Source organism: Arabiibacter massiliensis (assembly GCF_902386925.1).
Classification (GTDB): Bacteria; Actinomycetota; Coriobacteriia; order Coriobacteriales; family Eggerthellaceae; genus Arabiibacter; species Arabiibacter massiliensis.
This window is the reverse complement of the sequence record NZ_LR698996.1, coordinates 1596380-1622683: the sequence shown is the minus strand read 5'-3', so window position 1 is coordinate 1622683 and position 26304 is coordinate 1596380. Positions and strand designations below refer to the sequence as shown.

Here is a 26304-nt window from a genome sequence, read left to right as displayed (position 1 = left end):
GTGACCCGGCACCTATAGAATCGAAGGGGTGTCGTGCTATAGTAGTGGCTTCGGGAAACAGGAGGCGCATCGTGGATATCAGCGAAGTTGTCAGCATAGCCTTGCCCTTGGTGTACGTCGTCGTCGGCGCGGGGCTCATCTGGCTCGTCATCGAGCTCGTCATGACCGTGCGCAAGACGCGCCAGACGGTGGACGACCTGCAGAAGCAGGTCACGCCCACGCTCGCCAGCGTGGAGCGCATCACGGCCTCGCTCGAGCCCGTCGCCGCCAAGGTGGACCCGCTCGTCGAGCGCGTGTCGCTTACGGTGGACGCGGCCAACCTGGAGATCATGCGCGTCGATCAGATCCTCGAGGACGTGAACGAGATCACCGACTCCGTCTCGTCGGCCGTCGAGGCCGTCGACACGGTGACGAGCGCCCCGATGGAGCTGGTCACCAGCGTCACGTCGCGCGTGCGCAACGCCTTCAAGCCGCGCCGCGCGAGCGAGGAGTCGGTCGCGCTCGGCCAGGCTAAGGCGGAGGGCGAGGACAGGGCGCCCGTCGTCGGCCAGCATGCCGCCCCCGTCGAGGAGGCCCCCCGCCAGGCGGAGGCGCCCTCGACCACGGACGTTCCCGTCGCAGCTGTCCACCTGGTGAAGGACGTCATGTCCACCTCGGTGAAGGCCGCGAAGGAAGCGGTAAGCGAGCAGCGTGCGCAGCGGGCCGAAGAGCGCGCCGAGCGCGAGGAGAAGGCCGCCGCGAAGCAGGCTGCGGCCGAGAAGACCTCGGAGGCGGCGGCCACGATCGCCGACGTCGTCGCGAGCACCGCTGCGGCGGACGCCGGGGCGGCCTCGCAGAAGTATTTCACGTACGACGACAAGAATCCGTCGGCCTAAGGGCCGCGGCAGGAACGGCGCCCGCGCCCGGCAGCTCGCCGGGCGCGGGCGCTTGGGCGAAAGAGCAGCGGAAGGACGGGCTTGGTGGAGGAGACGACCAGCTCCGCAATCGAGAAAACCGAGAAGGCGAAACGCGGGTTCCTCACGGTGTGGACCATCGTGGGGGCCATCCTTCTCACGGGCGTGTTCGTGTACCTCGTCAACATCCTGAGCGTTCCGGTGGGCATCGTCATCTGGTCGGTCGTCATCGTGTTCTGCCTGCGCGGCCCGGTCAACAAGCTTGAGAAGGTCGGCGTCCCGCGCCTGGCGGGCACCGCCATCGCCTACGTGCTCATGTTCGTCGCGCTCGCGCTCGTCGGGCTGCTCATGTTCTCGCCGGTGTTCGGCGTGGGTGATCAGTTCGCCAACCTCATCCAGAGCATCCCCTCCTACGTGCAGACCATCGCCGGCTGGGGCAACGACCTGTACGCCCGCTACGCCGACGTGCTGTCCAACGACGCGGTGCAGAAGTGGCTCAACGACGCGCTCGATGCGGTGATGGCCTGGGCCACGACGTTCGCGCGCGACGGCGCCACCGGCGTGGTGGCCATCGGCGCGGGCGTGATGAACAGCTTCGTCGCCATCGGCTTCGCGCTCGTGGTGGCGTTCTGGGTCCTCATGGAGCTGCCGGCGCTCGGCCCGGAATGCAAGCGCCTCGTCGGCCCCAAGCGCCATGACGACCTGGAGATGCTGCACGTCACGTTCACGCGCGTCATGGGCGGCTACATCAAGGGCACGCTTCTGCAATGCGCGATCATCGGCGTGGGGTGCGCCGTCCTGTTCGGCATCATCGGCGTGCCCAACTACGCCGCGCTCGGCGGCATCGCGGGCCTGCTCAACATCATCCCCATCGTGGGCCCGTGGCTCGGCGGGGCGCTCGCGGCCATCGTGGGCGTGTTCGTGAACCCCGTGGTCGCCATCCTGGCGCTCGGCGGCACCATCGCCATCCAGCAGGTCGTCTACACGTTCGTCTCGCCCAAGATCATGGCGAACTCGGTGGACGTGCATCCGGCGCTCACCATCATCGCCCTCATGGCGGGCTCGGCCATCGGCGGGGCGATGAGCGGGTTCATGGGCTCGCTTGTGGGCATGCTGGCCTCCATCCCCGCCGTCGCCGTCGCGAAGGCGGTTTTCGTGTATTATTTCGAGAAGCGCACGGGGCGGCAGCTCGTGTCGCAGGACGGCGTGTTCTTCCAGGGCACTCCCTCCTCCGACGGGATGGTCGATCCCATCGCGGACGCGACGTCGCCGCACCCCAACATAACGGCCGCTTTCGAGCGCGTCGAGCAGCGAAAAGCCGAGGCCGAGCGCAAAGCTCGCCGCAACGACAAGAAGTAGAAAGACAAAAACATGAAGTACCTGACCAGCGCGGAGATCCGCGAGAAGTACCTGAGCTTTTTCGAGGAGAAGGGCTGCAAGCGGTGGCCCTCGTCCTCGCTCATCCCCGACGACCCGTCGCTTCTGCTGACGAGCGCCGGCATGGTGCAGTTCAAGCCCTACTTCCTGCAGCAGAAGCACCTCGAGGCGCCCTACATCGGCACCACCACGGTGCAGAAGTGCGTGCGCACCAACGACATCGACATCATCGGCACCACGGGCCGCCACCAGAGCTTCTTCGAGATGCTGGGCAACTTCAGCTTCGGCGCGTACTTCAAGAAGGAGATGTGCGCCTGGGCCTACGAGTTCTCCACCGAGGTGCTGGGGCTGCCGGCGGATCGCCTGTACTTCACCGTGTTCCTGGATGACGACGAGACCATCGAGATATGGAAGGGCCTGGGCGTGCCCGACGACCACATCTCGCGCCTCGGCGAGGAGGACAACTTCTGGCGCGCCGGACCCACCGGCCCGTGCGGCCCGTGCTCCGAGATCTACTACGACCAGGGCCCCGAGTTCGGCTGCGGCAAGCCCGACTGCGCGCCGGGCTGTGACTGCGACCGCTACCTGGAATACTGGAACCTCGTGTTCACCCAGTTCGACGGCCAGGAGGACGGCAGTTTCGTGCCGCTGCCCAAGAAGAACATCGACACCGGCATGGGCCTGGAGCGCATCGCGGCCATCCTGCAGGGCGTGCAGTCCAACTACGAGACCGACGTGCTGCGAAGCCTCGTGGCCGTGGGCGAGAAGCTCACCGGCCGCACGTACGGCGACGACCCGGCCATCGACCTGTCCCTGCGCATCATGGCCGATCACAGCCGCGCCGTGGCGTTCATGATTGCCGACGGCATCCTGCCCTCCAACGAGGGCCGCGGCTACGTGCTGCGCCGCCTTTTGCGCCGCGCCGTGATGAAGGGCCACCTGCTGGGCCTGGACAAGCCGTTCCTCAACGACTACGTGGACGAGATCGTGAACCTCATGGGGCACGTGTACCCCGAGATCGTGGAGAACCGCGAGCTCATGCGCCGCGTGATACTCTCCGAGGAGGAGCGCTTCGGCGCGAACCTGCGCCAGGGCCGTGCGTACCTCGACGAGGCGCTGGCCGGGCTGGACGGCCAGGTGCTGCCCGGCGACCGGGCGTTCACGCTGCACGACACCTACGGCTTCCCCGTGGAGGTGACCCGCGAGATGTGCGCCGAGCGCGGCATCGAGGTGGACATGGAGGGCTTCGAGCGCTGCATGGACGAGCAGCGCGAGCGCGCCCGCGCCGCCAACACGAAGGACGCCGAGGCCGCGTGGTCCACCTACGGCGGCGTGATGAGCGAGATATTGGACGCGGTGGGCCCCACCTCGTTCGTGGGCTACACCGAGAACGTGCACGACGCGCGCGTGCTGGCGCTGGTGCGCGACGGCGTGCAGGTGGACGCGCTCGAGGCCGGCGAGGAGGGCCGCGTGGTGCTCGACGCCACGCCGTTCTACGCCGAGAAGGGCGGCCAGGTGGGCGACGCGGGCGTGCTCGCCAAAGACGACGCGGTCGCTGCCGTGCTCGACACGCAGGAGCCCGAGAAGGGCCTTATCGCCCACACCGTGAAGGTGATGGAGGAGCTGGGCGGGCGCATCCAGGTGGGCGATACCGTGCGCGCCGCCATCGACGTGCCGCGCCGCGAGCGCATCCGCCGCAACCACACGGCCACCCACATCCTGCACTGGGCGCTGCGCGAGGTGCTGGGCGACCACGTGAAGCAGGCCGGCAGCTACGTGGCCGAGAACCGCCTGCGCTTCGACTTCACGCACTTCGAGGCCATGACGGCCGAGCAGATTTCCGAGGTGGAGCGCCTGGCCAACCAGAAGATCATGGAGAACCACCCCGTGCGCGCCTACGAGACGTCGCTTGCCGAGGCCCGCGAGGCCGGTGTGATGGCGCTCTTCGGCGAGAAGTACGGCGAAGTGGTGCGCGTGCTGGACATCGAGGGCTTCTCGCGCGAGCTCTGCGGCGGCACGCATGTGTCGGCCACGAGCGAGATCGGGTTCGTGAAGATAGCGGCTGAGACGAGCGTGGGTGCGAACCTGCGCCGCATCGAGGCCGTGACCAGCTTCGACGCGCTCGCGTTCATGAACCGCATGGAGGCCGAGCTGAAGGAGACGGCAGGCGAGCTGCGCGTGCCGCTCTTCGACGTGAGCGAGCGCACGGCCGCCAACGTCAAGCAGCTCAAAGAGCTCCAGGCCAAGATGAAGCGCAACCGCCAGACGGTGGCCGACGACGGTATCTCGGCGCTGCTGGCGGGCGCGGTGGAGAGCGCGGCGGGCTACCCGGTGGTGTTCGGGCGGCTGCCCGAGGCCGACGCGGGGCAGATGCGCAACGCCTGGGACGTGCTGCGCGCACGCCTCGGCAAGCCCGGCGCCGCGGTGCTCGCCACCGAGAAGGACGGCAAGCCCACGCTTCTGGCTGCCGGGTCGCCGGAGGCCGTGGAGGCGGGCTTCGACGCCGGCGCGGTGATCAAGGCAATCTCCGGGAACATCAAGGGCGGCGGCGGCGGCAAGGCCGCCATGGCGCAGGCCGGCGGCAAAGACGCCTCCGGCATCGACGCGGCCCTGGACGCCGCTCGGGAGATGCTGCTGTAAGGTTGCCATTGGGGGCCGGCCGAGGGGCTTGAATGCTCAAACAGTCCTCGCTTCGCTGCGGAACTGCGCTTCAAGCCCCTCGGCCGGCCCCTTCGCATATCCGCCGTGCTCGCGTGACAAAGGGACGGGGTAATTGTCACGTTTTGTCATCCTGAGCGGAGCGACCGGAGGGAGCGGAGTCGAAGGATCCCGTGCGGCGCCAGCGGGGCGTGAGAGGAGCGCGCATGCGCATCATGGCTTTGGACATCGGGGAGACGCGGGTGGGCGTCGCGGTGAGCGACCCGGGGGAGCGGGTTGCCTCGCCGGTGTGCGTGCTGCCGGCGGCCGACGTGCTGGCGGGCGCGAAGCCGTTCAAGCGCGTGCTCGAGGACTGGGAGCCGGAGCTTCTCCTGTGCGGGCTGCCCTATACGATGGCGGGCGAGGAGGGGCCGCAGGCGGCTCGCATCCGCGCGGTGGCCGAGCGCATCGGACACGCGTGCGACCTGCCCGTTCAGTTCGCTGACGAGCGTCTGAGCTCCCAGGAGGCCAAACGGAGTTTGCGTGAAAAGGGCCTCGGGGAACGGGAGATGCGAGGCAAAATAGATATGATAGCGGCGAGTTTGTTTCTGCAGGCGTGGCTCGATGCCCGCCGCGAGCGGGAGAGGTAAAGGACGCGCCATGCCCTCACGGAGAAAGCAAGTCACGTATTCCCAACGGCCGAACCACGCCGCCCGGTCCGCGCACGCGCGCGGCGAGCGGCAGTTCCGCACGTACGACACCAGCTACATCCGCCCGAAGTCGAGCAAGGCCCCCATCGTCTTCTCGATCGTGCTCATCGTCATCGTCCTCGGCGTCTTGGCCTGGGGCGGTTTCACGCTGTTCAACAGCTGCTCGGCCTCGCAGGTGGAGCTCCTCGCCGAGGGCGAGCAGGCTACCGTCGTCGTGGCCGAGGGCGAGGGCGCCCAGGCCATCGGCCAGAAGCTCGTCGAGGCGCGCCTGGTGGGCGGCAAGACGGAGTTCACGCGCCGCGTGGACGAGCTGGGCGTGGCGAGCCAGCTCAAGCCCGGCACCTACACGTTCGCCGGCGGCACGGGCCTCGACGACATCATCCACGCGCTGCAGGCCGGGCCCGACATGGGCGACGCGGTCACCATCCCCGAGGGGTACAAGCTCGCGGACATCGCGGCTGCGGTGGCCGATGCCAGCGGCGGGCGCATCTCGGCCGAGGACTTCACGGCGGCCGCCTCCGACGCGAGCGCCTATGCGGCCGACTACGGCTTCCTCGCCGACGCGGGCTCGAACAGCCTCGAGGGCTTCCTGTTCCCCAAAACCTATGCGATCGGCGACGACGCCACGGCCGACTCGGTCATCCGCATGATGCTCGACCAGTTCAAGACGGAGACGGCGGGCCTCGACTGGTCGTATCCGGAATCGCAGGGCCTGTCCATCTACGACGCCGTGAACTTGGCCTCCATCGTGGAGAAGGAGTCGAGCGGCGACGCGCAGATCCGCGCGCAGGTGGCCGCCGTGTTCTACAACCGCCTGGAGTACACCGAGGGGCCGACCGTCGGCTACCTGCAAAGCGATGCGACCACCGCCTACGAGGTGGGCCACGATCCCACTCCCGAGGAGGTGCACGCCGACACGCCGTACAGCACGTACACGTACAAAGGCCTGCCGCCCACGCCCATCTGCTCGCCGAGCCTCGACTGCCTGAAGGCCGTGTGTGCGCCCGACCAGGAGTCGCTCGGGAAATACTTCTTCTTCTACTTCGAGGGCGACAGCTACTATTTCACGGAGACGTACGACGAGCACATGGACACGTTCTCGTAGGCCGGGCGACCGAACATGCCGTTCCTTGAACCCGACCGCTACTTCGCGCGCCTCTCGCGCGTCGACATCGAGCGCGACCTGCTCGCGAAGGGGCTCCGCAACGTCCTTCTGGACGTGGACAACACCATCCTCACGCGCGACACCCACGAGGTGCCGCGCGACGCCGGCATGTGGCTCGCGAAGGCGCGCGACGCCGGCATCTCGTTCTGCCTCGTGTCGAACAACTGGCATGAGGGCGTGCGCCATCTGGCCAACCGCCTGTCGCTGCCCATCGTGGCCAAGGCCGTGAAGCCGCTGCCGCCGGCGTTTCTCATGGCCCTCAAGAAGATCGACGCCAAGCGCGCCGAGACGGTGGTCATCGGCGACCAGCTGGTCACCGACGTCATGGGCGCGCATTTCCTCGGCATGAAGGCGTACCTGCTCGCGCCGCTCGTCGAGCAGGACCTGCCCCACACGCTGCTTCTGCGCAACTTCGAGCGCGCCGTCATGGGCGGCCGCCAGCCCGAAGGCGTGGGCGCGCCCTCGGCCTACCAGTCTGCGGAAACAGCCGAAGCGGCGGAGGGCCGCGCCGACGCCAAGGCCGCCGCGAACACGGAAGGAACCTCATGACCGAGCGCCTCTACCTGCTGGGACATCCCGTCGCGCACTCGAAGTCCCCGGCGATGTACAACGCCGCGTATGAGCGGATCGGCCTGCCCTGGCGCTACGACCTGGCCGATTTCGCCGCAGCCGACGAGGCGCGTGCGTTTTTGGAGGGCGAGGGCTTCCTGTCCGTCAACATCACGACGCCCTACAAGCCGCTCGCCTTCGAGTCCGCCGACGCCACGGCCGCCTCGGCGAAGCTCGCGCAGGGGGCGAACCTGCTCGTGCGCAAAAGCGGCAAGCTCATCGGCTTCAACACCGACGGCCAGGGCTGCGTGGCCTACCTCGAGCGCACGGGCCTCGTCTTCGCCGGCAAGCGCGTGGCCGTGTGCGGTACGGGCCCCACGGCGCTCTCCATCATGCACGCCTGCTCGGTGGCGGGTGCCGACGTGTGCCTGCTCGTGGGCCGCGATAAGGAGCGGACGCGCGGCGTGCTCGAGTCGTTCGTGGAGCGCTTCGGGCTTCTGGCCAACGCCACCATCGACCTGCCGGCGGCGCATCCGCACCACCGCAGCTTCCGCACCGCCTACGAGCGCACCACGTTCAAGTTCGGCAGCTATGCGACGTCGGAGAAGGCGCTCGCGTCGGTCGGCCTCGTGGTGAACGCCACGCCCCTCGGCATGCATGCAGGCGACTCCGCGCCGTTCGACACGGCAATCCTGCGGCCGGGGCAGACCGTGTTCGATGCGGTGTACGGCCACGGCGAGACGGCGCTCTTGCGCGGCGCGCGCGAAGCCGGCTGCACGGTGCTCGACGGCTCGGGCATGCTGGTCGGCCAGGCCGTGGCCACGGTGAACATCCTGTGCGACCTCGCCGAAGCCGAACAGCCCCTCGCAGACGACGAGCTGTTCGCGCTCATGGCCGAAGCCGCAGCGTTCGACCTGTAGCAGCGGCGGGGGCCGTGACAAAGGGACGGGGTAATCGTCACTGATGACGCAGGACGGGGATAATGTCATCAAATCAAAGGATCGGATTTGATGACATTATCCCCGTCCTGCGTCATCAGTGACGATTACCCCGTCCCTTTGTCACGTCCCCCCAATCGCGGGAAGTTGACCGCTTTTTCCTGATTGGCCGTGACGGCTGCGGTACAATGCCAGACGAACGTACTCGGAGATGCGCGGAAAGCGAACGACTATGCGATACCTCACAGCGGGCGAGAGCCACGGGCCGTGCCTCACGGCCATCGTGGAGGGCGTGCCCGCGGGCCTCAAGATCAGCGAATCCCAGATCAACTCCGACCTCGCGCGCCGGCAGTCCGGCTACGGACGCGGCGGCCGGCAGTCCATCGAGCGCGACACGGTGGAGGTGACCTCCGGCGTGCGCTTCGGCCGGACGCTGGGAACCCCCATCGCGCTCGCCGTGCGCAACCGCGATTGGCAGAACTGGACCGATCGCATGGCGCCCTTCGGCGACGCCCCGTCCGACCTCGTGCGCGAGGTGCGCCCGCGCCCCGGCCATGCCGACCTCGTGGGCGCGCTCAAAACCGACACCGACGACTGCCGCAACATCCTCGAGCGCGCGAGCGCCCGCGAGACGGCCGCGCGCGTGGCGGCGGCCGGCATCGCGCGCGAGTTTCTGGCCGAGCTGGGCGTGGAGGTGTTCTCCTACGTCACCTCCATCGGCGGCGCGCGCTACGAGGAGGACGATCCCCTCATGCGCGCGCCCGACTACAAGCCGCTCGCCATCGAGATGAGCGAGGTGCGCTGCCCCGACGGGGCGGCCACCGAGGCCATGAAGGCCGAGATAGACCGCGCGAAGGCAGCGGGGGAGAGCCTGGGCGGCACGTTCCGCATCGTGGCCACGGGGCTCGTGCCCGGCGTGGGCGGCTACGCCACGGCGGCCGACCGCCTCACCGCGCGCATCGGCGGCGCGCTCTTCTCCATCCCGGCCCTCAAGGGCGTCGAGTTCGGCCTGGGCTTCGAGGCGGCGCGCCGTCCCGGCTCCGAGGTGCACGACCCCATCGAGGTCGACCGCACGGCCGGCTTCGTGCGCACGTCGAACAACGCGGGCGGCCTCGAGGGCGGCATGACCACGGGCATGCCGCTCATCGTCACGGCGGCTATGAAGCCCATCCCCACGCTCATGACGCCGCTTTCCACCGTGAACCTCGACACGCTCGAGCCCGAGGAGGCGTCCAAGGAGCGCAGCGACACGTGCGCCGTTCCCGCCTGCGCCGTCGTGGCCGAGAGCGAGGTGGCGTTCGCGCTGGCCGGGGCGTACCTCGAGAAGTTCGGGCGCGACAACATGGCCGATATCAAGGCCGCCTTCAAAGCATACCAGCAGCGGCTTCGGACGATGTCGCGATGACCCAGGGAGACAGCATGAGCCAGACAGAGGAAGCGCCTGATCAGGGGATCGGTGCGAACGCGGACATCGATCCGTCCGCCTACACCCTTTCGATAGCGGAGCCGAGCGAGCTCCCGTCGGTCGTGGGCTCCCCCTACCTCTCGCAGCAGCCCCGGCCCCAGTACGAGCTTTCGCGCCCGGTGTTCTTCGTCGGCTTCATGGTAGCCGGGAAGACCTCGGTGGCGCGCAAGCTGGCGCGCAGCTGCGGCGTGGCGTCGGTCGACCTCGACGCGTACCTCGAGCGTCGCGAGGGCAAGACCGTCAACCAGATGTTCGCCGAGGCGGGGGAGGAGGGCTTCCGCGCGCTCGAGACCGACGTGCTGCGAGAGTTCTCCCAGAAGGATCCCCTGCTCATCTCGTGCGGCGGCGGCGTGGTGCTGAAGCCCGAGAACCGCGAGATCCTGAAGTCGTCCGGGTTCGTGGTGTACTTGCAGGTGACGGCCGAGCAGGCGTACGCGCGCGTCAAGGACGTGTCGTCGCGGCCGCTGTTCCGCGACCTCGAGACCGCGCGCAGGACCATCGCCGGGCGCCTTCCCATGTACGAGGAGGTCGCCGACGCCATGGTGGACACCGTCGACAAGAACGTCCCCCAGATCGCGCGCGAGGTGCGCGAGATCCTGAAGCGGGAGGGCGTGCTATGTCCGCGAAAGTAGTGGTGAACATCCCCGGCGAGGCGGCCTACGACGTGCGCATCGGCGGCGGCGTGCTCGCGCGGCTCGGTGCGCACCTGCGCGCGCTGCCCGCCCTCGAGGCCGCGGAGCGCGCGCTCGTCGTAACCGACGGCAACGTCGGCCCCCTGTACCGCGACCAGGCGAAAGCCTCGCTTGCGGAGGCGGGTTTCCGGGTGAGCGACATCGCCGTGCCGGCGGGCGAGGACGCGAAGTCCATCGCCGTGGCGGGCGAGATCTGGGAGGCCATGGCGGGACTGGGCCTCGGGCGCGACTGCGCGGTGGTGGCGCTCGGCGGCGGCGTGGTGGGCGACCTCGCGGGGTTCGTCGCCTCCACGTACATGCGCGGCGTGCCCGTGGCGCAGGTTCCCACGACGCTTCTGGCCATGGTGGACTCGTCGGTGGGCGGCAAGACCGGCGTGAACCTGGCGGCGGGAAAGAACCTGGTGGGCACGTTCAAGCAGCCGCTCTACGTGTGTGCCGACACCGACACGCTCGCCACGCTCGATGACCGCGAGTGGGCGTGCGGGTGCGCCGAGATCGCGAAGGCGGCGCTCATCGACTCCGACGAGTTCTTCTTCTGGCTGGCTGACGCGGCCGGCGCGCTCGCGGCGCGCGACGAGGCCGTGGTGGCCGAGGCCATCGCGCGCTCGGTGGTGTTCAAGGCCGACGTGGTGGCCGCCGACAAGACCGAGAGCAAGGGCGTGCGCGAGTGCCTGAACTACGGGCATACGCTCGGCCACGCCGTCGAGGCGCTGGCGGGCTACGGCACGTTCTCGCACGGCGCGGCCGTGGCCGAGGGCATGCGTTTCTCCGCGCGTCTGGGGGCGGCGCTCGTCGGCACGCCGATGGCGCTCGTGGAGTCGCAGGACGCGCTGCTCGACGCGCTCGGGCTGCCGGCGCTTTCCTGGTCGGCCGAGCCGGCCGCGCTGCTCGACGCCATGAAGCGCGACAAGAAGGCCCGCCACGGCCAGGTGCGTTTCGTGCTGCCACGCGACGTGGGCGATTGGGAGCTTGCGGATGTGGACGACGGGACGCTGCTCGAGCACCTGGGTGCCTGGGCGCGGTCGAAGGAGCGGTGACATGAAGAAGCTTTTGCTGATGAACGGCCCGAACCTCAACCTGCTCGGCGTGCGCGAGCCTGCCGTGTACGGAACCACCACGCTCGCCGACGTGGAGGAGCGGGTGCGGGCCTACGCGGCCGAGCGCGGCACCGAGGTGGACTGCTTCCAGTCCAACCACGAAGGCGCGCTCATCGACCGGCTGCACGCGGCGCGCGGCGTCTACGACGGCATCGTGTACAACCCCGGCGCGCACACGCACTACTCCTACGCGCTGCGCGATGCGGTGTCGTCCATCGACGTGCCCTGCGTGGAGGTTCATATCTCCGACATCGACACGCGCGAGGAGTTCCGCCGCGTGTCCGTCATCGCGCCGGTGTGCGTCGCCCAGATCAAGGGCAAGGGAGTCGCCGGGTACGAGGAGGCCGTGGATGTCTTGCTCGGCCTCTAGCGAGCGCCTTGCGCGGATGCGCGCCGCCTGCGCGGAGGCGGGCCTGGGCGCGTTCCTTGTGCGCGACACGTCCAATATCGCATGGCTCACGGCCTTCGACGGCGTGTTCGACGACGAGGACGCCCACGCGCTCCTCGTCGGCCCCGACGCCGCTGTGCTCCACACCGACTCCCGCTACGCCGAAGCCGCCCGCGCCGCCGCAGCCGCCGAACGAGCCGTGGAAGTGGACGCCGAACGCAAGACGCATGCGAAGTTCGCCGCGAATGTCATCCTGAGCGGAGGCGGCGCAGCCGCCGGAGTCGAAGGATCCCCTGCGGCGCCAGCCGAGGATGCCGCCACTTTCTCCCTCGGCATAGAGGACTCCATAACCCTCGCCGAGTACCGCGCGCTCGAGGCTGCCTTCGCCGACGCGCCCGCGCGCCCGGAGCTGCGCGAGACCTCCGGCTTCGTCCGCAGCCTGCGCGCCGTGAAGGACCAGGCGGAGATCGCCCGCATGAAGCAGGCGCAGGCCGTCACCGACGCGGCGTTCGCGCACATCGTCGGCTTCATGCGCCCGGGCCTCACGGAGCTCGAGGTGCAGATCGAGCTCGAGGACTTCATGCGCCGCCACGGCGCGGAGGGGCTTGCGTTCCCCTCCATCGTGGCGACCGGTGCCAACGGCGCGAGCCCGCATGCCGTCCCCGGCGAAACGCCGCTTGAGGCGGGGCAGTGCGTCGTGCTCGACTTCGGCGCGCGGGCGCGCGGGTACTGCTCGGACATGACGCGCACGGTGTTCCTCGGCGAGCCCGACGAGCGCATGCGCGCCGCCTACGGGGCCATCCGCGAGGCCAACGAGCGCGTCGAGGCCCTCCTGCGTCCCGGCATTACCGGCAAGGAGGCCCACGAGCTGGCCGAGCGCGTGCTTGAAGAGCACGGCTTCGGCGGGACGATGGGCCACAGCCTGGGCCACGGCGTGGGTATCGACATCCACGAGGAGCCTAACCTCTCGCCGCGCAACGAGGAGCCGCTCGCCGTAGGCAACGTGGTCACCGTGGAGCCCGGCATCTATTTGCCCGGCGAGTTCGGCATGCGCCTGGAGGATTTCGGCGCGATCACGGAGTCCGGTTTCGATATTTTCACGCAATCCCCCCACGACATGGTGATTTTGTAGCCGCTTGCGTCTATACTGTTCCAGTTTGCATGACGAGCGGGGCCGCGCCATTTGCGACGCCCGCGAGCGAAAGGATCACCGACCATGGCAATTTCCACCGCCGACTTCAAGAACGGCATGTGCATCGAGTACAACGGCAAGCTCTGCACGATCGTCGAGTTCCAGCACGTCAAGCCCGGCAAGGGCGGCGCGTTCGTCCGCACGAAGCTGCGCGACATCCGCTCCGGCCGCGTCGTGGACTACACGTTCAACGCCGGCACGAAGTTCGACGCCGTGCGCCTCGAGACGCGCAAGCTGCAGTACCTGTACAACGACGGCGCCGACTTCAACTTCATGGACAACGACACGTTCGAGCAGATGGCCATCCCGGTCGACACCGTGGGCGACGCCGCCAAGTGGCTCAAGGAGAACGACGAGGCCAGCCTGCTGTACGCCGGCGACGAGCTGATCAGCATCGAACCCCAGATGTTCGTGGAGCTCGAGGTGACCGAGACCGACCCCGGCTTCAAGGGCGACACCGTCCAGGGCACCACGAAGCCCGCTACGCTTGAGACGGGCGCGGTGGTGCAGGTTCCCATGTTCGTCGAGCCCGGCGACATCCTGCAGATCGATACCCGCGACGGCCGCTTCATCAAGCGCGTCTAGCCAACCCCGTCGGCTTGCCGACTTTCAGTCGAACAAGAACGCCGCCCCAAGAGGCGGCGTTCTTGTTTGCAGGGATGGCTGGGGGAGGAGCTGATGACGCAGGACGGGGGTAATGTCATCAAATCCGGTCGGATTTGATGACATTACCCCCGTCCTGCGTCATCAGCGCCCTTTGTCGCGCTCCCCGTCAGTACCGCTGGGCGATCTTGAGGGCTTTGCGGTAGTCCTCGTAGTCGGCGACGCAGTGGGCGTCGGAGGCGATGTAGTCCACCAGGTCGTTCTCGAGCAGCTTGAGGGCCGTCTTCTTGCTGCCGCTGCGGAAGCCCCCGGAAGCGAAGTTCCCCGACAGCTGCAAGAGGCATCCGAGATCCTTCATCTCCACGGCGAGGTCGAGGTCGTTCTGCACCGGGCGGTAGCGCTCGGGGTGGGCGATGATGGGCTGGATGCCCTGCCCACGCAGGTTGTAGATGATGCGCTGCCAGTTGGGCGGCAGGCTGCCCACGCCGAACTCGAGCAGCAGCAGGTCCGTGCCCTCGAAGCACAGCTTCGGCGCGTTCTCCAACCCGATGCTCACCAGGTTCTCCCAGAACACCTCGAAGCCCAGCGTCATCTCGAACCCCTGGGAACGGGCGTAGGCGCTCAGCACCTCGAAGTGGTCGACGATGCGCTGGTAGTCGAAATGCGAGCCGCGGCAATGCGGCGTGCACACGATGGTGTCGATACCCGAGGCGCGCGCGGCGTTGAGCATGGCCTGCGATTCGGCGAGGTCCTTCGACCCGTCGTCGACGTCGAACAGGATATGGCAATGGAGGTCGAACATGTCCCGGCGACCCGAAGCCTACGAACGCGGCTTGTTCTTGTGGCGGGGGGCCTTCGCGCCGCCCGTCGTGATGGACTTGAACGCGTTGGGCGCGTAGGGGTTGCCCGCACCAGCGCCGGCGCCAGCAGCACCGGCAGCACCGCCCCTCGCATCGCCCGCGCCCGCGCCCGCGCCCGCGCGCGGCTGCGCGGCCGAACGCGCGGCCGCCGCCTGGCGACGCGGCGAGGGCTGCACGTCCTGCTCCCACTCCACCGGGGCGCTCATGCCCTCCGCGAAAGCGGTCTTGTCCGAATCGCCCTTTTCCACGCGCTTGCCGTCCTGCGTGTAGTAGGCGTAGTAGTAGTTGCTCTCGTCGTCGGTGCAGAACGTCATCACCGTGCCCAGGACGCGGGCGTCGGCCACGCGCAGCTGCTGCGCGCACTTCACCACCACCGAGCGCTTCGTCTGGTTCTGGCGCACTACCAAAAGCGTGCCGTCGACGAGGCTGCTCAGCACGGCGGCATCGACGAACAGCGACACCGGCGGCGTGTCGAAGATCACATAGTCGAACGAGTCGCGCAGCTTGTCCACGAGCGAGGCGAACCGCTTCGTGCTGAGGATGTCGGCGGGGCTCGGGATGCTCGGCTCGGCGTCCATGAAGTAGAGGTTCGGGATGTTCGTCGGCTGGATGGTCTCGTTGAGCGACGCGGTGCCCGAGAGGGCGGCGTAAATTCCGTGAGCCGGGTGGATGTCCAGCAGCTTGCCGAGCGAGCGGCGGCGCATGTCGGCCTCCACGATGAGCACCTTCTTGCCCGAGGTGGCGATGGCGTTGGCCAGGTTCGTCGACACGATGGTCTTGCCCTCGTTCTGCTCCGACGAGGTGACCACGAGGGTCTTCACCTTCTCGTCCACCGAGGCGAAGCGGATGTTCGCGAGCAGCGTCTTGGAGGCGTTGGACAGCTGCGGGTGCACGAAGCGCGCGAGGATCTTCTTGCTCTTCTTAGCCATGGTTAGTTCCCCTTACCCTTCAGCGCGGGCATGCGGCCCAGAACGGGCAGCCCCAGCAGCTCCTCGGCCTCTTCCGGGCTCTTCACCGTCACGTCGATCAGATCGAGCAGCACGATGAGCGCCACGGCGAAGAACAGGCCCGCCAAAAAGGCGACGGCGGTGTACATGATGCGGTTCGGGCCCGACGGCGCGGTGGGCACCTGGGCGGCGTCGACGACGTTGATGGCCTGCAGCTCCATGGTGTCCACGGCCACCGTGGCCGTCTGCTTGGCAAGCTCGTCGGCGATCTGCGCCACGGCCTCGGGCTTCTTGCCCGTCACGCTCAGCGTGATGACGCGGTTGGTGGTGGCCGAGGTCACCTCGATGTCGTAGCCTTCGAGCGAGCTCATGCCGAGCGCCTGCGCGGTGGCGTCGAGCACGCGGTTGGTCTGCGTGAACACGGCGATGTCGTTGGCGAGCTGCTGGCTGGCGGTGGTGTCGCTGCTCGTGACGCCCGTCCCCTGGTCGGAGGTCTTGTTGAGCACGTACAGCGACACGCTGGAAGTGTAGTCGTTCGACATGAAGCCCCAGCAGTACGCGGCGGTCGCGCCGGCGAACACGAGCGGGAACAGCACGACGAGGAACCACTTCTTCCGAAGCAGGTGGAGCAATTCTAACAGGGTCACGGGGTATCTCTCCTTATAAAGCCCGGGGTCACCTAAGGCCGGACGACGCTAGTCGACCTGGCGGTAGTACACGTCCAACACCGTCTGGTACACGGCGTCCTTGTCGAGGTAGAACTCGGCGTACTTCTCGCCCTGCTGCATCTCGCCCGAGAGCGTGACCACGTCGAGGCTCGTGATGCCGCTCGAGAGCACCGAGGTGGCCAGGTAGCTGAACTCGTTCACGCCGAGGTTGGTGATGGAATACTCGCTTGCCGTGTTGAACAGGTCGAGCAGAGTGCCCACGTTGCCCTGCGCCATCCCGAGCGCCTGGGCGGCGAAGGCCTTGATGTACTGCACCTGGCGCTCCTGGCGGTCGAGCGAGGAGGTGAGCACCGAGGTGTCGCGCCACTGCACGTAGCGCAGCGCGTTGTCGCCGAACAGCACCGTGTCCTGGCCCTCCACGATGTTCGTGTTGGGGATGGTCTGCAAAGGAGTGAGCGCCACGCCGCCGATGGAGTCGTTCAGCGGGCCCACGCCGCTCAGGTCGAGTGCGAAGTAGTAGGAGATGGGCATGTTGTACAGCACGCGGGAAGCCACGGTGGTGGTGTAGTCGCAGCTGGTCTCGCGGCCGTCGCCGTAGCTGTAGGCCAGGCACAGCTGCATCTGGTCGAGGCCGATGAAGGCGTCGCCCACGAACTCGCCCACCTCCACCATGGAGTCGCGCGGCAGCCCGATGGCGGTCACCGAGCCCGTCTCCGTGTCGAACGCCATCACCATGACGGCGTCGGCCTGGCCGGCCTTCTCTCCGGCGTCGGCCGGCGCGGTGCGGTCGTAGCCGATGATGCAGAGGGACACCATGTTCTCGTTGAGGGCGTAGGTGTGGCCGTTGTACTTGACCGTCTTGCCCTCGTCGTAGGTGACGGCCTCCTCGGCGGTCTGGATGTCCGCGGCCTGCGCCACCTCGTGGACGGCGTTCTCGCCCGCCTTGATGCTGCTCATGACGCCCCAGGCGATGCCGCCGCCCACCAGCGCGATGGCGGCAACCACGATGAGCGCCGTGCGGATGCGCTTGTTGCGCTTCTTATGGCTGCGCTTGCGCTTGCGGATGAGGACCTCCTGGTTCTGGGAGGCCGCCTGCGAGGCGAAGAAGTCCGATGCCTCGTTGCGGTTCGCAGAGGGCATGCCCGATGCGGAGGTCGGCCTGGCCTCGCGCGGGCGCGGGGGCTGTGCCGGTCTGTTAGTAGGTCGGTTGGTCATCGATCAACACTCCAGTGACGATATAACGGCTGGTCGTATGGCTTGTATCGCTCATGCATGTGCTCAACTGCACTATTCTATCATCAATTGACAATTCGGTGTCGGATCGCACGTTAACCAGCAGAGAATCCGGATTCATCACAGAATCAAGGTAGCCCTGCAGCACGTCGGGATCTGAGAAGTCGTAGGAGTTCAGGATGTGGCGGTCGTCGTAGAGGTACGCCGAGACGATGCGGTAGGTGAGCACGTGCCCCGGCGTGTAGATGAGCAGGTCCTCGTGCTCGGCGAAGAACTCCTCGTTCTCGAAGTAGTGCAGCGTGGAGAACATCGTGCCGTTCTGCAGGTTGTGGCCGTAGATCAGCGTCACCGGGTCGGTGAAATCGGTGCTGTTGGCCATCTCGGTGTAGATGGCGCCTTCGACCGCGTACTCGCCGTCCTTGTTGTGGTCGAGGTAGAGGAAGTCGTTCGTGGCGCTTTGCAGCACGGGCAGGTTCACATCGGTGCCGGGAACGTAGATCCACGCGTAGATGTCGGGGTTCTCCAGCTTGAGCGAGGCGAAGTCGATGGGGTTCTCCACCCGGTCGTCGGCGGGGGCTTCCTCGGCGGGGCCCTCGGCCGGTTTGTCGACGGGCTCGGGCACCGGGGTGTTGCGCATCTCCTCGGCCACGCGGTTGAGCTCGCTTTGCTGCCAGAGCATATAGCCGACGCCGGCCGCGACGCCGCAGAGGAGGAGCGCTAGGATCACCGAGAGGATCACGATGGAGCGCTTCCTGCCCTTGTCCTGCTGGGCGGGCGTTTTCGCGTGCCGGGGCTCGAGATTGGCGTGGCGCTGGTTTTGAGGTGCGTTTGACATGGGGGAACTGCTCGCTTTCGCGGAAGAGTGCTAAATGATCGAACTATAGTAGCAAATCGGTTGCGCATATAAGAAGAGACCTGTCGCAAAACAGGTCTCTTCGATAGAAGCTCTATAAGAGGTGCCGAAGGGTTATTCGGTGACCTTCTTGCGCAGGGCCACGAACACGACGCCAGCGGCCACGGCAGCGACGGCCGTCGCACCGGCGACCATGCCGAAGTCAACGCCGGTCTGCGGGGACTTCGCGCCCGTGTTGGAGGCGGAGGAGTCGGCCACCTTGTCGCCGATGGCGATCGAGAAGATCGACAGCTTGTCGACGTTGACGGTGATGGTGCCGTCGGCGGCGACGGTGCCGGACTTGGCCTCGGTCGTGCCGTCGTTGTGCTGGATGTACACCGTGTAGGCGTAGCCGGCGTACTTGGCGCCGACGTTGAACGTCATCGTGACGTTGGTGGCGTCGCCCTTCACCTCAAAGGAGGCGATGACGTTGCCCTGGGCGTTGCTGGCAGCCTTCGGGGACACCTGGATGCCCTCGATCGTGCCGCTCTCGGCCTTCACGGTGGCGCTCACGCCGTTGCTGTCCTTGACGGTGTTGCCGCTGGGGCTGGGGGCAGCCCAAGCCAGCGTCGGCATCGCGAGCATCAGCGCTGCAGCGCAGGCGATTGCAACAATCCTCTTCTTCATTAAGATCCTTCTTTCCTCTGGTGCTCGATGTCGAACACGGCTTTCCAACTTCAGTCTTAGGGAATCATAGCTTCCGTTCTACGCGTTTGTCAATGAGAAATCGCTTTTCCGCTTCATAAACGTCAATTTCGGTAACGAACGGTAGTCGCAGGTGAAGACCCATGGAGAACCATGCGAAAACTTGATACGCAAGGGTTGAAAAGGCCTTTGACAAAAAGCCCATAAGTAATTCATATACGTCAAATAACGTACAAGCGTGCTAAAGCTTTTGGTTGGGAAAAGGCGGGGGGGGGGGGGATCTTAAATGAGAAAAGGGCCGCTTGGAAAAAATTATCTCCACATTCGGCGTTGCTAAACCGTTAACCCGGCCCTATGATTTATACTGTATCCGCCAAACCCACCAGGCAATACGCACTCGATTGCTGTGCTTTTGAGGTTGTATCGCCTACGGTCTGGCGAAAAAGGGCCGATACGCTGGGACGAAGAGCAGTGTGTGGACTATGTGAAGGACTGCATGGGAGCGCTTTGATCGTGCAGGCCTTCACCCTTCTTCGGAGCAGGTTCGGCCGAGGGCGGTGAGAGCCGCCGAGCATATCTTATGAGCGAAGGATCGTCGCTGGGTGCGCGTCTCTGAGCGAGTAAGAGGATGAATACCGTTGTCGTTTCCCATTGCCCTTGGGGCGGTGGCGAAGCCATGTTTTCTGTCTGGCGCTCGTCGGGAGGCCGTGTATGTGGTACGTCGTGCAAGTGATGGGCGGCCGTGAGCGCCGCGTCCTGCATTTGGTGGAGCGCCTCGTGGACGGAGACGTCCTCGAGGAGTGCTTCATCCCCCAGTACGAGATCATGAAGAAGGTCGGGGGCGAGTGGAAGCTGCGCACCGAGATCCTGCTGCCCGGATACCTCTTCCTTATCACTAATAAGGTGGATCGGGTTGCCGAGGAGCTGAGGCGGGTTCCCGCGTTCACGAAGCTCCTGGGAAACGACAACGCGTTCATCCCTCTTAACGCGGACGAGATCGCGTTCATCGATTCCTTCACGACGCAGGACCACCGGGTGGTCGAGATGTCGGAAGGGGTGATCGAGGGCGATGAGATATGCATCACGAAGGGCCCGCTCGTGCATCAGAGCGGCCTGGTGAAGAGGATTGACCGCCACAAGCGCCTGGCGTACGTGGAGACGACGATGTTCGGCCGGACGCTGAACCTCAAAGTCGGACTAGAGATTGTCAGAAAACATAGGGGCATATCAACTTGACGAAGACGCCATCATTGGCGACGACGATGTTCGTCGCCCTGAGCGAGCGGTCGGTGCTCCCTCTTGTCATCCTGAGCGGGCGGTAGGCGCTCCCTCCTGTCATCCTGAGCGCAGCGCGCAGCGCGGAGTCGAAGGATCCCCCGCGGCGTCAGCCGAAGAAGCGGGCGAGTGGGACCGCATGGCCGCCCGCCTGCATCCCGGCGTGTCCGTGCGGCTCCCCCTCTCGCGCATCCCGAGCAAGTCCTACGCCCACGCGAAGCGCGTGTTCGACATAGCCTGCGCGGCGCTCGCCATCGTCGCGCTCTCGCCGGCGCTCCTGGCGTGCGCGGTCGCGGTGAAGGCCACCTCGCCGGGGCCCGTGCTCTTCCGCCAGGAGCGGTGGGGGCGCGCCGGGGGCCGCTTCGAGTGCTGGAAGTTCCGCACCATGCTCGTGGAGACCCCGCCGGACATGCCCGCCCAGGACTTCGAGGACAAGGACGCCTTCATGACGCCGGTGGGCGACTTCCTGCGCCGCTGGTCGCTCGACGAGCTGCCGCAGCTCGCGAACATCCTCAAGGGCGACATGTCGGTTGTCGGCCCGCGCCCCGTCATCATCCGCGAGCGGCGCCTGATCGATCTGCGCATCCCCCTGAACGCCGAGGCCGTGCGCCCGGGCCTCACCGGCTGGGCGCAGGTGAACGGCCGCAACCTCGTCACCGACGAGGAGAAGGCCTTCCTCGACGGCGAGTACGTGGCCAACATGAGCCTGGCCTTCGATGCGCGCGTGTTCTTCAAGACGCTTTCGGTCGTGGTGAGCCGGCGGGGCGTGGACCGGGACGCACGCGCGGAAGCGGGGAAATGAGCGAGGTGTCTCAAGCCGGGGCCGATTCGCTGGGCAGGGGATCGTCCCGCATTCGCATCCTCATTTTGTGCGAACATTTTTATCCCAACGTCGATGCTTGCGCCAAGCGCATGAGGGTTATGGCGGACGAACTCGCTGCCTGCGGGCATGACGTACAGGTCCTCGCTTCGGAGACGAGTTTATCTGATGCGGACGAAAGCTACGAGACTCCCGATAACGTGCATTTTTATCCGGCATTCAAGATAGGCACCAAGACGGTGCTCAATCGGCTGCGTAATAACTGGAGCGAGAAGGCCGGCTCTGAGCGCGTCGCAAGGGGGCTCGGTCGGTTCGACATTGTGGTCGTGACGTCACCTCCGCTTATGCTCACTATGAGCGGGATCAGGATCGCGAGGAAGGCGGGCGCTAAGCTCGTGTTCGACGTGCGGGATATCTGGCCCGATGTGGCTTATGAAATGGGGAGCTTCAAGCCGTGCAGCTTGTACGGCGTGGTGTTCTCGCGTCTTGCAAAGCGGGCCTACAAGGAAGCTGCCTTGATCACGACGGTCACCGAAGGAAAGACAGAGAAGCTTTCCGGGCAGCTCCCTCCAAGAGATGCTGCCAAGGTGCATCTCGTGCCAAACGGTCTTGACGTGGGCTTTCTAGAAGCAGAGGAGCGATCCGACGTTGTCGAGCGTTATAAGCTCGACGAGAATCCTCCTTGCGTCTACATCGGGAACCTCGGATTGGCGCAGGGTTTGACATCGCTACTCGATATCGCGGAAGAGAGGCCGGCAAAAAGGTTCCTTCTGTTCGGGAGTGGTGCCGAGGAGCGGCTTCTGGTTGACGAAGTTGCGCGTCGTTCACTCCCTAATGTGGAGCTTTGCGGGCGCATCGATGCTCGGGGTGCCTTCACCCTGCTAAAGCATGCCGCATGCGCTTACGTGTCTTTGAAGAGCTCCTGCATGACTGACAGCGTCCCGACCAAGCTCTACGAGGCGCTTGGCTGCGGTTGCCCCGTGCTTCTGGCTGCACAGGGCGACTCGGCGGTAATCGTCGAGGAGTGTGGCTTGGGGGTTGTAGCTCCACCCGAAGATCACAAAGCCTTGCTCCGAGCCTTCGACGAGGTTACCGACTCTGACTGGACCGAGGAACGGAAGGCTACTGCGGGCAGGAGCATCGTGGCAAACCATTCTCGTCAAGCCGCTGCTCGAAAGTTCGCACAGATCGTTGAGACACTATACGGCGGGCATGGCTGACGTGATGAAAAAAGCTGGACTCTATCTGCGAACGATCTCCCGGATGAAGCCGGGCATGGTTGTTTCGCGTTTGCGAGGAATCCGTCGGATCGATCCAGGCGAATTGCCGCTTGCGTCGTTTCAATCCTCAAGCATACTCCTCCCCGAGACGGATCTCGCTCTTGATTATCTTGCCCGCTTCGACGTAGGTGCTTTGATGGAGGGGGAGGTTCTTCTTTTGGGCGAGCGCCATCGCCCGGATTTTGGTACCTGGAACGTTCCTGAAGCAAGTCACCTGTGGAACTTCAACCTTCATTATTTCGAGTACTGCATTCCACTTGCGGCGCGCTGGCGCGACGACCGAGACGGGAAATGTCTAAGCAAGCTTAAGGGGTTCATCAATGGCTGGATGGGAGCTTGCAGCTACCCTCAAGGGGATGCGTGGCACCCCTACACCATAAGCCTTCGGCTCGTGAACTGGCTGGTATGTCGCGATCTAATTTCCGACGCGCTTGTTGCCGATCCTGAATTTGACGAGGCTATGCGTCTTAGCATGTACGTGCAGTACCGCCATCTGCTGGTCAATCAGGAGACTCATCTTCTGGCCAACCACTACTTAGAGAACCTCAAGACGCTGGTCATCTTCTCAAAGCTTTTCGGGGAAGATGACGTGTTCCGGAAAGTATGGCGTGACTTTGAAGGGCAGTTGGAGGAGCAGATCCTGCCTGACGGAGTCCATTTCGAGCGCAGCCTTATGTACCACAAGCTTGTCTTCGAAGGGCTTTTGCGTGTATGTAAGGTGATGGAGGGTTTGGGCGATCCTGTTCCCGGGATTCTTGTCGAAAAGACGCAGGCCATGCTCGACGCGATGGCGTCCCTGGAGAAGGGGATGGGCAAGACCCCGTTCTTCAACGATTCCGCTGACGGCGTCGCCAAGGAGTGCGATCAGCTGATCGCAGCGTGCGGGGCGGTTTTGGGACTGCGGTCTGACGGGTCCAGAAAGGATTTCCTCGATGCCGGCTACTATAAGCTGTACTCCGAGGATGGACGCATCGCCATCATGATGGATGCCGGCATGCCGGGGCCGCCGTATATGCTCGGTCACGCGCATTGCGATTGTCTGTCATATGAGCTTTCGATCGATGGTAGGCCGGTGATAGCCAACTGCGGCACCTACGCCTACCAAAGCGATCTACGCACCTATTTTCGCAGCACCGCCGCGCACAACACTATGGTAGTCAACGGCAACGAGCAGCTGGAGTGCTGGGGCGAGCACAGAGTGGCGAGGGGATATAAGGATGTGAAGCTTTGCGAGAGGGAAAGCAATCGGCTCGTTGCCAGGCTTGAGCTTTCAAACGGCTTTGTAATAAGGAGGGTTTTAAGCCTTTCGAGAAGGAGCCTCACCATTGAGGATTCGGTTGAAGAAGGCGAAGGCATGCCCCTGTCTTCTTGGGTCCACTTGCGCAATGGGAAAGGAGTTCGGATCGAATGCGAAAGCGGCGTGCCTGAGTTTAACCGAGTCTCTTTTTCGCCACGCTTCGGCGTCATCAAGGAGATCGATGCTTGGATGGTATCCGGCTGTGGCTCCGTGTCCTATCGTCTCCTTTTCGAGGAGATGGAATGAGTGGGATAACGTACATTGGAAGCTTCCCGCCTCCCTATGGCGGCGTCACAGTGAAAAACTCCCTTCTTTACAAAAACCTTTTGCGTCGATTTGACGTCGACAAGATCAACCTTGTCGACGTCAAATCCCATAAGTTTTCGGTGATGATCGGGTTGGCATCCGCTCTCGTGTCGAAGAGCGGGACTCTTGTCGTGGGAGCGAGCGCAGAATGGCGAAGGCGAATCACCTGTTTTCTCTACCTTTTCAATCGCAAAAAGATGGCCAGGTCGTTGCTTTTTTTCATGGGTGGGAAAGTGCCCGAGGATAAAAACTATGTCTCCAAGCTAGGGTGTTTCAAAAGGGTGTACGTGGAGACGGAAGGCATGCGCAAGGTGCTCGAAAGGACGGGTGCGCAAAATGTTTCTGTTTACCCGAATTGCCGCGAACGGGCGGATGCGTCTTGCGAGGTAGGGGATATCGCTACGAGGCGGTCAGATCGAAAATCGGAGACCCTCAGCTGTGTCTACTTCTCGCAAATTAGCGCTATCAAAGGAGCTGCCGAAGTGATAGGCGCTGCCCGAATGCTTCCTGATGTGGCTTTTCATTTCTATGGGATGGTGGATGACGAATTCTCAGACACTTTCTTCTCGGCAGTGCAAGACCTTTCTAACGTCAAATATCACGGGGTGTTCGATTCGGCAAAAGGAGATGTGATCGGTGAGCTTAGCCTTTACGATCTTCATCTTTTTCCTACCTCCTGGCCTCACGAAGGCGTTCCCGGAGTTCTGGTTGAAACCAAGATGGCTGCGGTTCCCTCCATTGTGAGTGATTGTTGCTACAACAAAGAGCTTGTGTTGGACGGTGTAGATGGGGTCGTTTTGACGAAGACAACAACTGAGAATCTTGCAAAAGCTATTCGGTTTCTGCAGATCGACAGGGATTTTTTGGATCGGATGAAGGCTGCGGCATATGAATCTGCCAACAACTTCTATATCGACCACTACCTCGATCGGATCATGCAAGATCTCGAGGGGGGAGTGTGTCGATGGGCATGATGGAGATCTATGGCAAGCTTCCTGTCTTCGCACAAAACATGGCGTTCTCATTCATGGGAAGCAGAATACAGAAGACTCGGTACGGCAGGGGATTCGAGGTGATGCTTAATGAATTCGAATCCCATGACGATTGGAGCGCTGATCGAGTTGCTGAATGGCGAAATGGGAAACTAAAGAATATTGTGGCCCATGCATATAGAACGGTTCCCTTCTATAGGGAGAGTATGGACGAGGCGGGCGTAAATCCGGCATCGATAAAGACGGCCGAAGATTTGAAGCGTCTTCCCGTTATCGATAAATCGACCGTGCGGTCACAGCCTAGGCGCTTTGTATCGTCGGAGGCTGGCAAGATGAACCTGCTACGCGTTCATACGAGCGGAACTACGGGATCAAGTTTCATGTTCGATAGCACCGTCGAGTGTCAGCAGGCGCAATTTGCTTGCTTTTGGCGCTGCTATCGCAAGCACGGCCTTTCGTTCGACACATGGCAGGCCCAGTTCTCTTCCAAGAATATCGTCCCCGTCGATTCCACAAAGCCGCCCTTTTGGAGGGTGGACAGGTCTGGCCGACGGTTCTATATGAGCGCTTTCCATGAGAGTCCAGGTAACCTAGGCGCATACTTCCAGCTTGTCAACGAAAAGCGTTTCAAGTGGATCAGCGGCTATCCCTCCCTTATGTCATTGCTCGCACAATGGATGAACGAGAGGGGCTTGCAATTCGACTTCGTGAAAACGGTTACTTGCGGCGCGGAAAGCCTATTGGATCATCAAAGCGCCGCCATGGAAAAGGCTTTCGGCGTAAAGCCTATTCAGACGTATGGACAGACTGAGAACGTGGCGATTTTCTCCACTCGCCCCGACGGTCGAATCCTCGTAGATGAAGATTTCTCCATTGTCGAGTTCGAGCAAGCTGAGGGCGGAGGATGCTCGATTCTCGGAACTTGTCTTTTTAATTATGCTACGCCTCTTATTCGATACAGAACAGGCGATGCCGCCCATCTCGGCACCTCGAATGGTTTCTGGCGCGAGATTATGAGTATCGACGGACGTAGGGAGGACTACCTCGTGCTTCCGGATGGCACAAGGGTTGGAAAATTGGATCATGTCTTCAAAGATACTTTGCACTTTCAGGAGGCGCAGGTGTATCAACGCGCGGATTATTCCATTGTGTTGCGCGTGGTCGGGAAGCAGGAGTTTTGTGCGGAAGATGAAAAGATCGCTCTTGATCGATTGCGAAAATCTGTCGGAAACTCGCTTCCGGTCAACTTCGAATATCTGTCGAGAATACCGCGTCAGCCGTCGGGCAAGCTGCGATTCGTCCTGTCGGAAGTGCCGGGGGCGAGGCCTTTCGAACCCGAAATGCCACTGACGCCTACTGAGAGAGGCAAGGAGCAGAGATAAG

The 26304-nt window shown here is 64.3% G+C and carries 25 protein-coding genes; 19 read left to right on the top strand and 6 right to left on the bottom strand.

Translation table 11 applies throughout. From position 1 onward, the window contains the following. Nucleotides 1-71 precede the first annotated feature (71 nt). The 13 genes from FX134_RS06970 (at nucleotide 72) to efp (ending at nucleotide 13688) form a co-directional block, all read left to right on the top strand. On the top strand, nucleotides 72-875 hold the full coding sequence (locus FX134_RS06970; protein WP_080799597.1) for a ribonuclease E domain-containing protein: 804 nt from the start codon (nucleotides 72-74) through the stop codon (nucleotides 873-875). A gap of 84 nt (nucleotides 876-959) precedes the next feature. After that, nucleotides 960-2252, top strand: coding sequence for an AI-2E family transporter (locus tag FX134_RS06965; protein ID WP_080803859.1), 1293 nt, complete (start codon nucleotides 960-962; stop codon nucleotides 2250-2252). A gap of 12 nt (nucleotides 2253-2264) precedes the next feature. Continuing rightward, nucleotides 2265-4910, top strand: coding sequence for an alanine--tRNA ligase (alaS, locus tag FX134_RS06960; RefSeq protein WP_080799594.1), 2646 nt, complete (start codon nucleotides 2265-2267; stop codon nucleotides 4908-4910). A gap of 224 nt (nucleotides 4911-5134) precedes the next feature. Continuing rightward, nucleotides 5135-5557 (top strand): Holliday junction resolvase RuvX, encoded by a 423-nt coding sequence (ruvX, locus tag FX134_RS06955; RefSeq protein WP_080799592.1) that lies wholly within the window; start codon nucleotides 5135-5137, stop codon nucleotides 5555-5557. A gap of 10 nt (nucleotides 5558-5567) precedes the next feature. After that, nucleotides 5568-6722, top strand: a complete 1155-nt coding sequence (mltG, locus tag FX134_RS06950; RefSeq protein WP_080799587.1) for an endolytic transglycosylase MltG — start codon at nucleotides 5568-5570, stop codon at nucleotides 6720-6722. A gap of 15 nt (nucleotides 6723-6737) precedes the next feature. Then, nucleotides 6738-7331: a YqeG family HAD IIIA-type phosphatase gene (locus tag FX134_RS06945; protein ID WP_080799584.1), complete on the top strand. Its 594-nt coding sequence runs from the start codon at nucleotides 6738-6740 to the stop codon at nucleotides 7329-7331. Beyond that, nucleotides 7328-8251, top strand: coding sequence for a shikimate dehydrogenase family protein (locus FX134_RS06940; protein ID WP_080799581.1), 924 nt, complete (start codon nucleotides 7328-7330; stop codon nucleotides 8249-8251). The genes FX134_RS06945 and FX134_RS06940 overlap by 4 nt, the downstream gene beginning before the upstream one ends. A gap of 250 nt (nucleotides 8252-8501) precedes the next feature. Then, entirely contained in the window at nucleotides 8502-9674 is a 1173-nt protein-coding gene (aroC, locus tag FX134_RS06935; RefSeq protein WP_080799578.1) for a chorismate synthase, read from the top strand. A gap of 14 nt (nucleotides 9675-9688) precedes the next feature. Next, nucleotides 9689-10366: a shikimate kinase gene (locus tag FX134_RS06930; protein WP_080803856.1), complete on the top strand. Its 678-nt coding sequence runs from the start codon at nucleotides 9689-9691 to the stop codon at nucleotides 10364-10366. Continuing rightward, nucleotides 10351-11463, top strand: coding sequence for a 3-dehydroquinate synthase (gene aroB / locus FX134_RS06925; protein WP_080799575.1), 1113 nt, complete (start codon nucleotides 10351-10353; stop codon nucleotides 11461-11463). The genes FX134_RS06930 and aroB overlap by 16 nt, the downstream gene beginning before the upstream one ends. A gap of 1 nt (nucleotide 11464) precedes the next feature. After that, a complete protein-coding gene (aroQ, locus tag FX134_RS06920; protein WP_080799573.1) occupies nucleotides 11465-11893 on the top strand; it encodes a type II 3-dehydroquinate dehydratase in 429 nt (142 codons plus the stop codon). Continuing rightward, complete coding sequence (locus FX134_RS06915; RefSeq protein WP_080799570.1) at nucleotides 11874-13043, top strand: M24 family metallopeptidase; 1170 nt, start codon at nucleotides 11874-11876, stop codon at nucleotides 13041-13043. Before aroQ ends, FX134_RS06915 begins: the two co-directional genes overlap by 20 nt. Before the next feature lie 84 nt (nucleotides 13044-13127). Next, nucleotides 13128-13688 (top strand): elongation factor P, encoded by a 561-nt coding sequence (gene efp, locus FX134_RS06910; RefSeq protein ID WP_080799566.1) that lies wholly within the window; start codon nucleotides 13128-13130, stop codon nucleotides 13686-13688. A gap of 187 nt (nucleotides 13689-13875) precedes the next feature. Here efp and FX134_RS06905 read toward each other — a convergent pair whose 3' ends face one another. The 6 genes from FX134_RS06905 to FX134_RS06880 form a co-directional block, all read right to left on the bottom strand. Beyond that, complete coding sequence (locus FX134_RS06905; RefSeq protein ID WP_080799563.1) at nucleotides 13876-14508, bottom strand: tyrosine-protein phosphatase; 633 nt, start codon at nucleotides 14506-14508, stop codon at nucleotides 13876-13878. An 18-nt stretch (nucleotides 14509-14526) separates the two neighbouring features. Then, nucleotides 14527-15495, bottom strand: a complete 969-nt coding sequence (locus FX134_RS06900; RefSeq protein WP_080799559.1) for a CpsD/CapB family tyrosine-protein kinase — start codon at nucleotides 15493-15495, stop codon at nucleotides 14527-14529. Between the two features lie 2 nt (nucleotides 15496-15497). Further along, nucleotides 15498-16160 carry a YveK family protein gene (locus tag FX134_RS06895; RefSeq protein ID WP_080799556.1) on the bottom strand — a complete coding sequence of 221 codons (663 nt, stop codon included), beginning with the start codon at nucleotides 16158-16160 and terminating at the stop codon, nucleotides 15498-15500. 48 nt (nucleotides 16161-16208) lie between these two features. Continuing rightward, nucleotides 16209-17321, bottom strand: a complete 1113-nt coding sequence (locus FX134_RS06890; RefSeq protein ID WP_172623410.1) for an LCP family protein — start codon at nucleotides 17319-17321, stop codon at nucleotides 16209-16211. Nucleotides 17322-17376: 55 nt separating this feature from the next. After that, the gene (locus tag FX134_RS06885; protein ID WP_172623409.1) at nucleotides 17377-18249 is read right to left on the bottom strand and encodes a class B sortase; all 873 of its coding nucleotides are present in this window, start codon (nucleotides 18247-18249) and stop codon (nucleotides 17377-17379) included. A gap of 132 nt (nucleotides 18250-18381) precedes the next feature. Next, a complete protein-coding gene (locus FX134_RS06880) occupies nucleotides 18382-18933 on the bottom strand; it encodes a hypothetical protein (RefSeq protein ID WP_143412156.1) in 552 nt (183 codons plus the stop codon). Nucleotides 18934-19662: 729 nt separating this feature from the next. Here FX134_RS06880 and loaP point away from each other — a divergent pair. The 6 genes from loaP to FX134_RS06850 all read left to right on the top strand — a co-directional run bounded on the left by loaP (nucleotide 19663) and on the right by FX134_RS06850 (nucleotide 26303). Beyond that, nucleotides 19663-20187, top strand: a complete 525-nt coding sequence (loaP, locus tag FX134_RS06875; protein WP_080799548.1) for an antiterminator LoaP — start codon at nucleotides 19663-19665, stop codon at nucleotides 20185-20187. A 178-nt stretch (nucleotides 20188-20365) separates the two neighbouring features. Then, nucleotides 20366-21028, top strand: coding sequence for a sugar transferase (locus FX134_RS06870; RefSeq protein ID WP_080799545.1), 663 nt, complete (start codon nucleotides 20366-20368; stop codon nucleotides 21026-21028). A gap of 119 nt (nucleotides 21029-21147) precedes the next feature. Further along, nucleotides 21148-22266 carry a glycosyltransferase family 4 protein gene (locus FX134_RS06865; RefSeq protein ID WP_172623408.1) on the top strand — a complete coding sequence of 373 codons (1119 nt, stop codon included), beginning with the start codon at nucleotides 21148-21150 and terminating at the stop codon, nucleotides 22264-22266. After that, nucleotides 22259-23869, top strand: coding sequence for a heparinase II/III family protein (locus FX134_RS06860; RefSeq protein WP_080799540.1), 1611 nt, complete (start codon nucleotides 22259-22261; stop codon nucleotides 23867-23869). The genes FX134_RS06865 and FX134_RS06860 overlap by 8 nt, the downstream gene beginning before the upstream one ends. After that, nucleotides 23866-24903: a glycosyltransferase gene (locus FX134_RS06855; protein ID WP_080799537.1), complete on the top strand. Its 1038-nt coding sequence runs from the start codon at nucleotides 23866-23868 to the stop codon at nucleotides 24901-24903. Before FX134_RS06860 ends, FX134_RS06855 begins: the two co-directional genes overlap by 4 nt. After that, complete coding sequence (locus tag FX134_RS06850) at nucleotides 24894-26303, top strand: phenylacetate--CoA ligase family protein (RefSeq protein WP_080799534.1); 1410 nt, start codon at nucleotides 24894-24896, stop codon at nucleotides 26301-26303. The genes FX134_RS06855 and FX134_RS06850 overlap by 10 nt, the downstream gene beginning before the upstream one ends. Nucleotide 26304 lies beyond the last annotated feature (1 nt).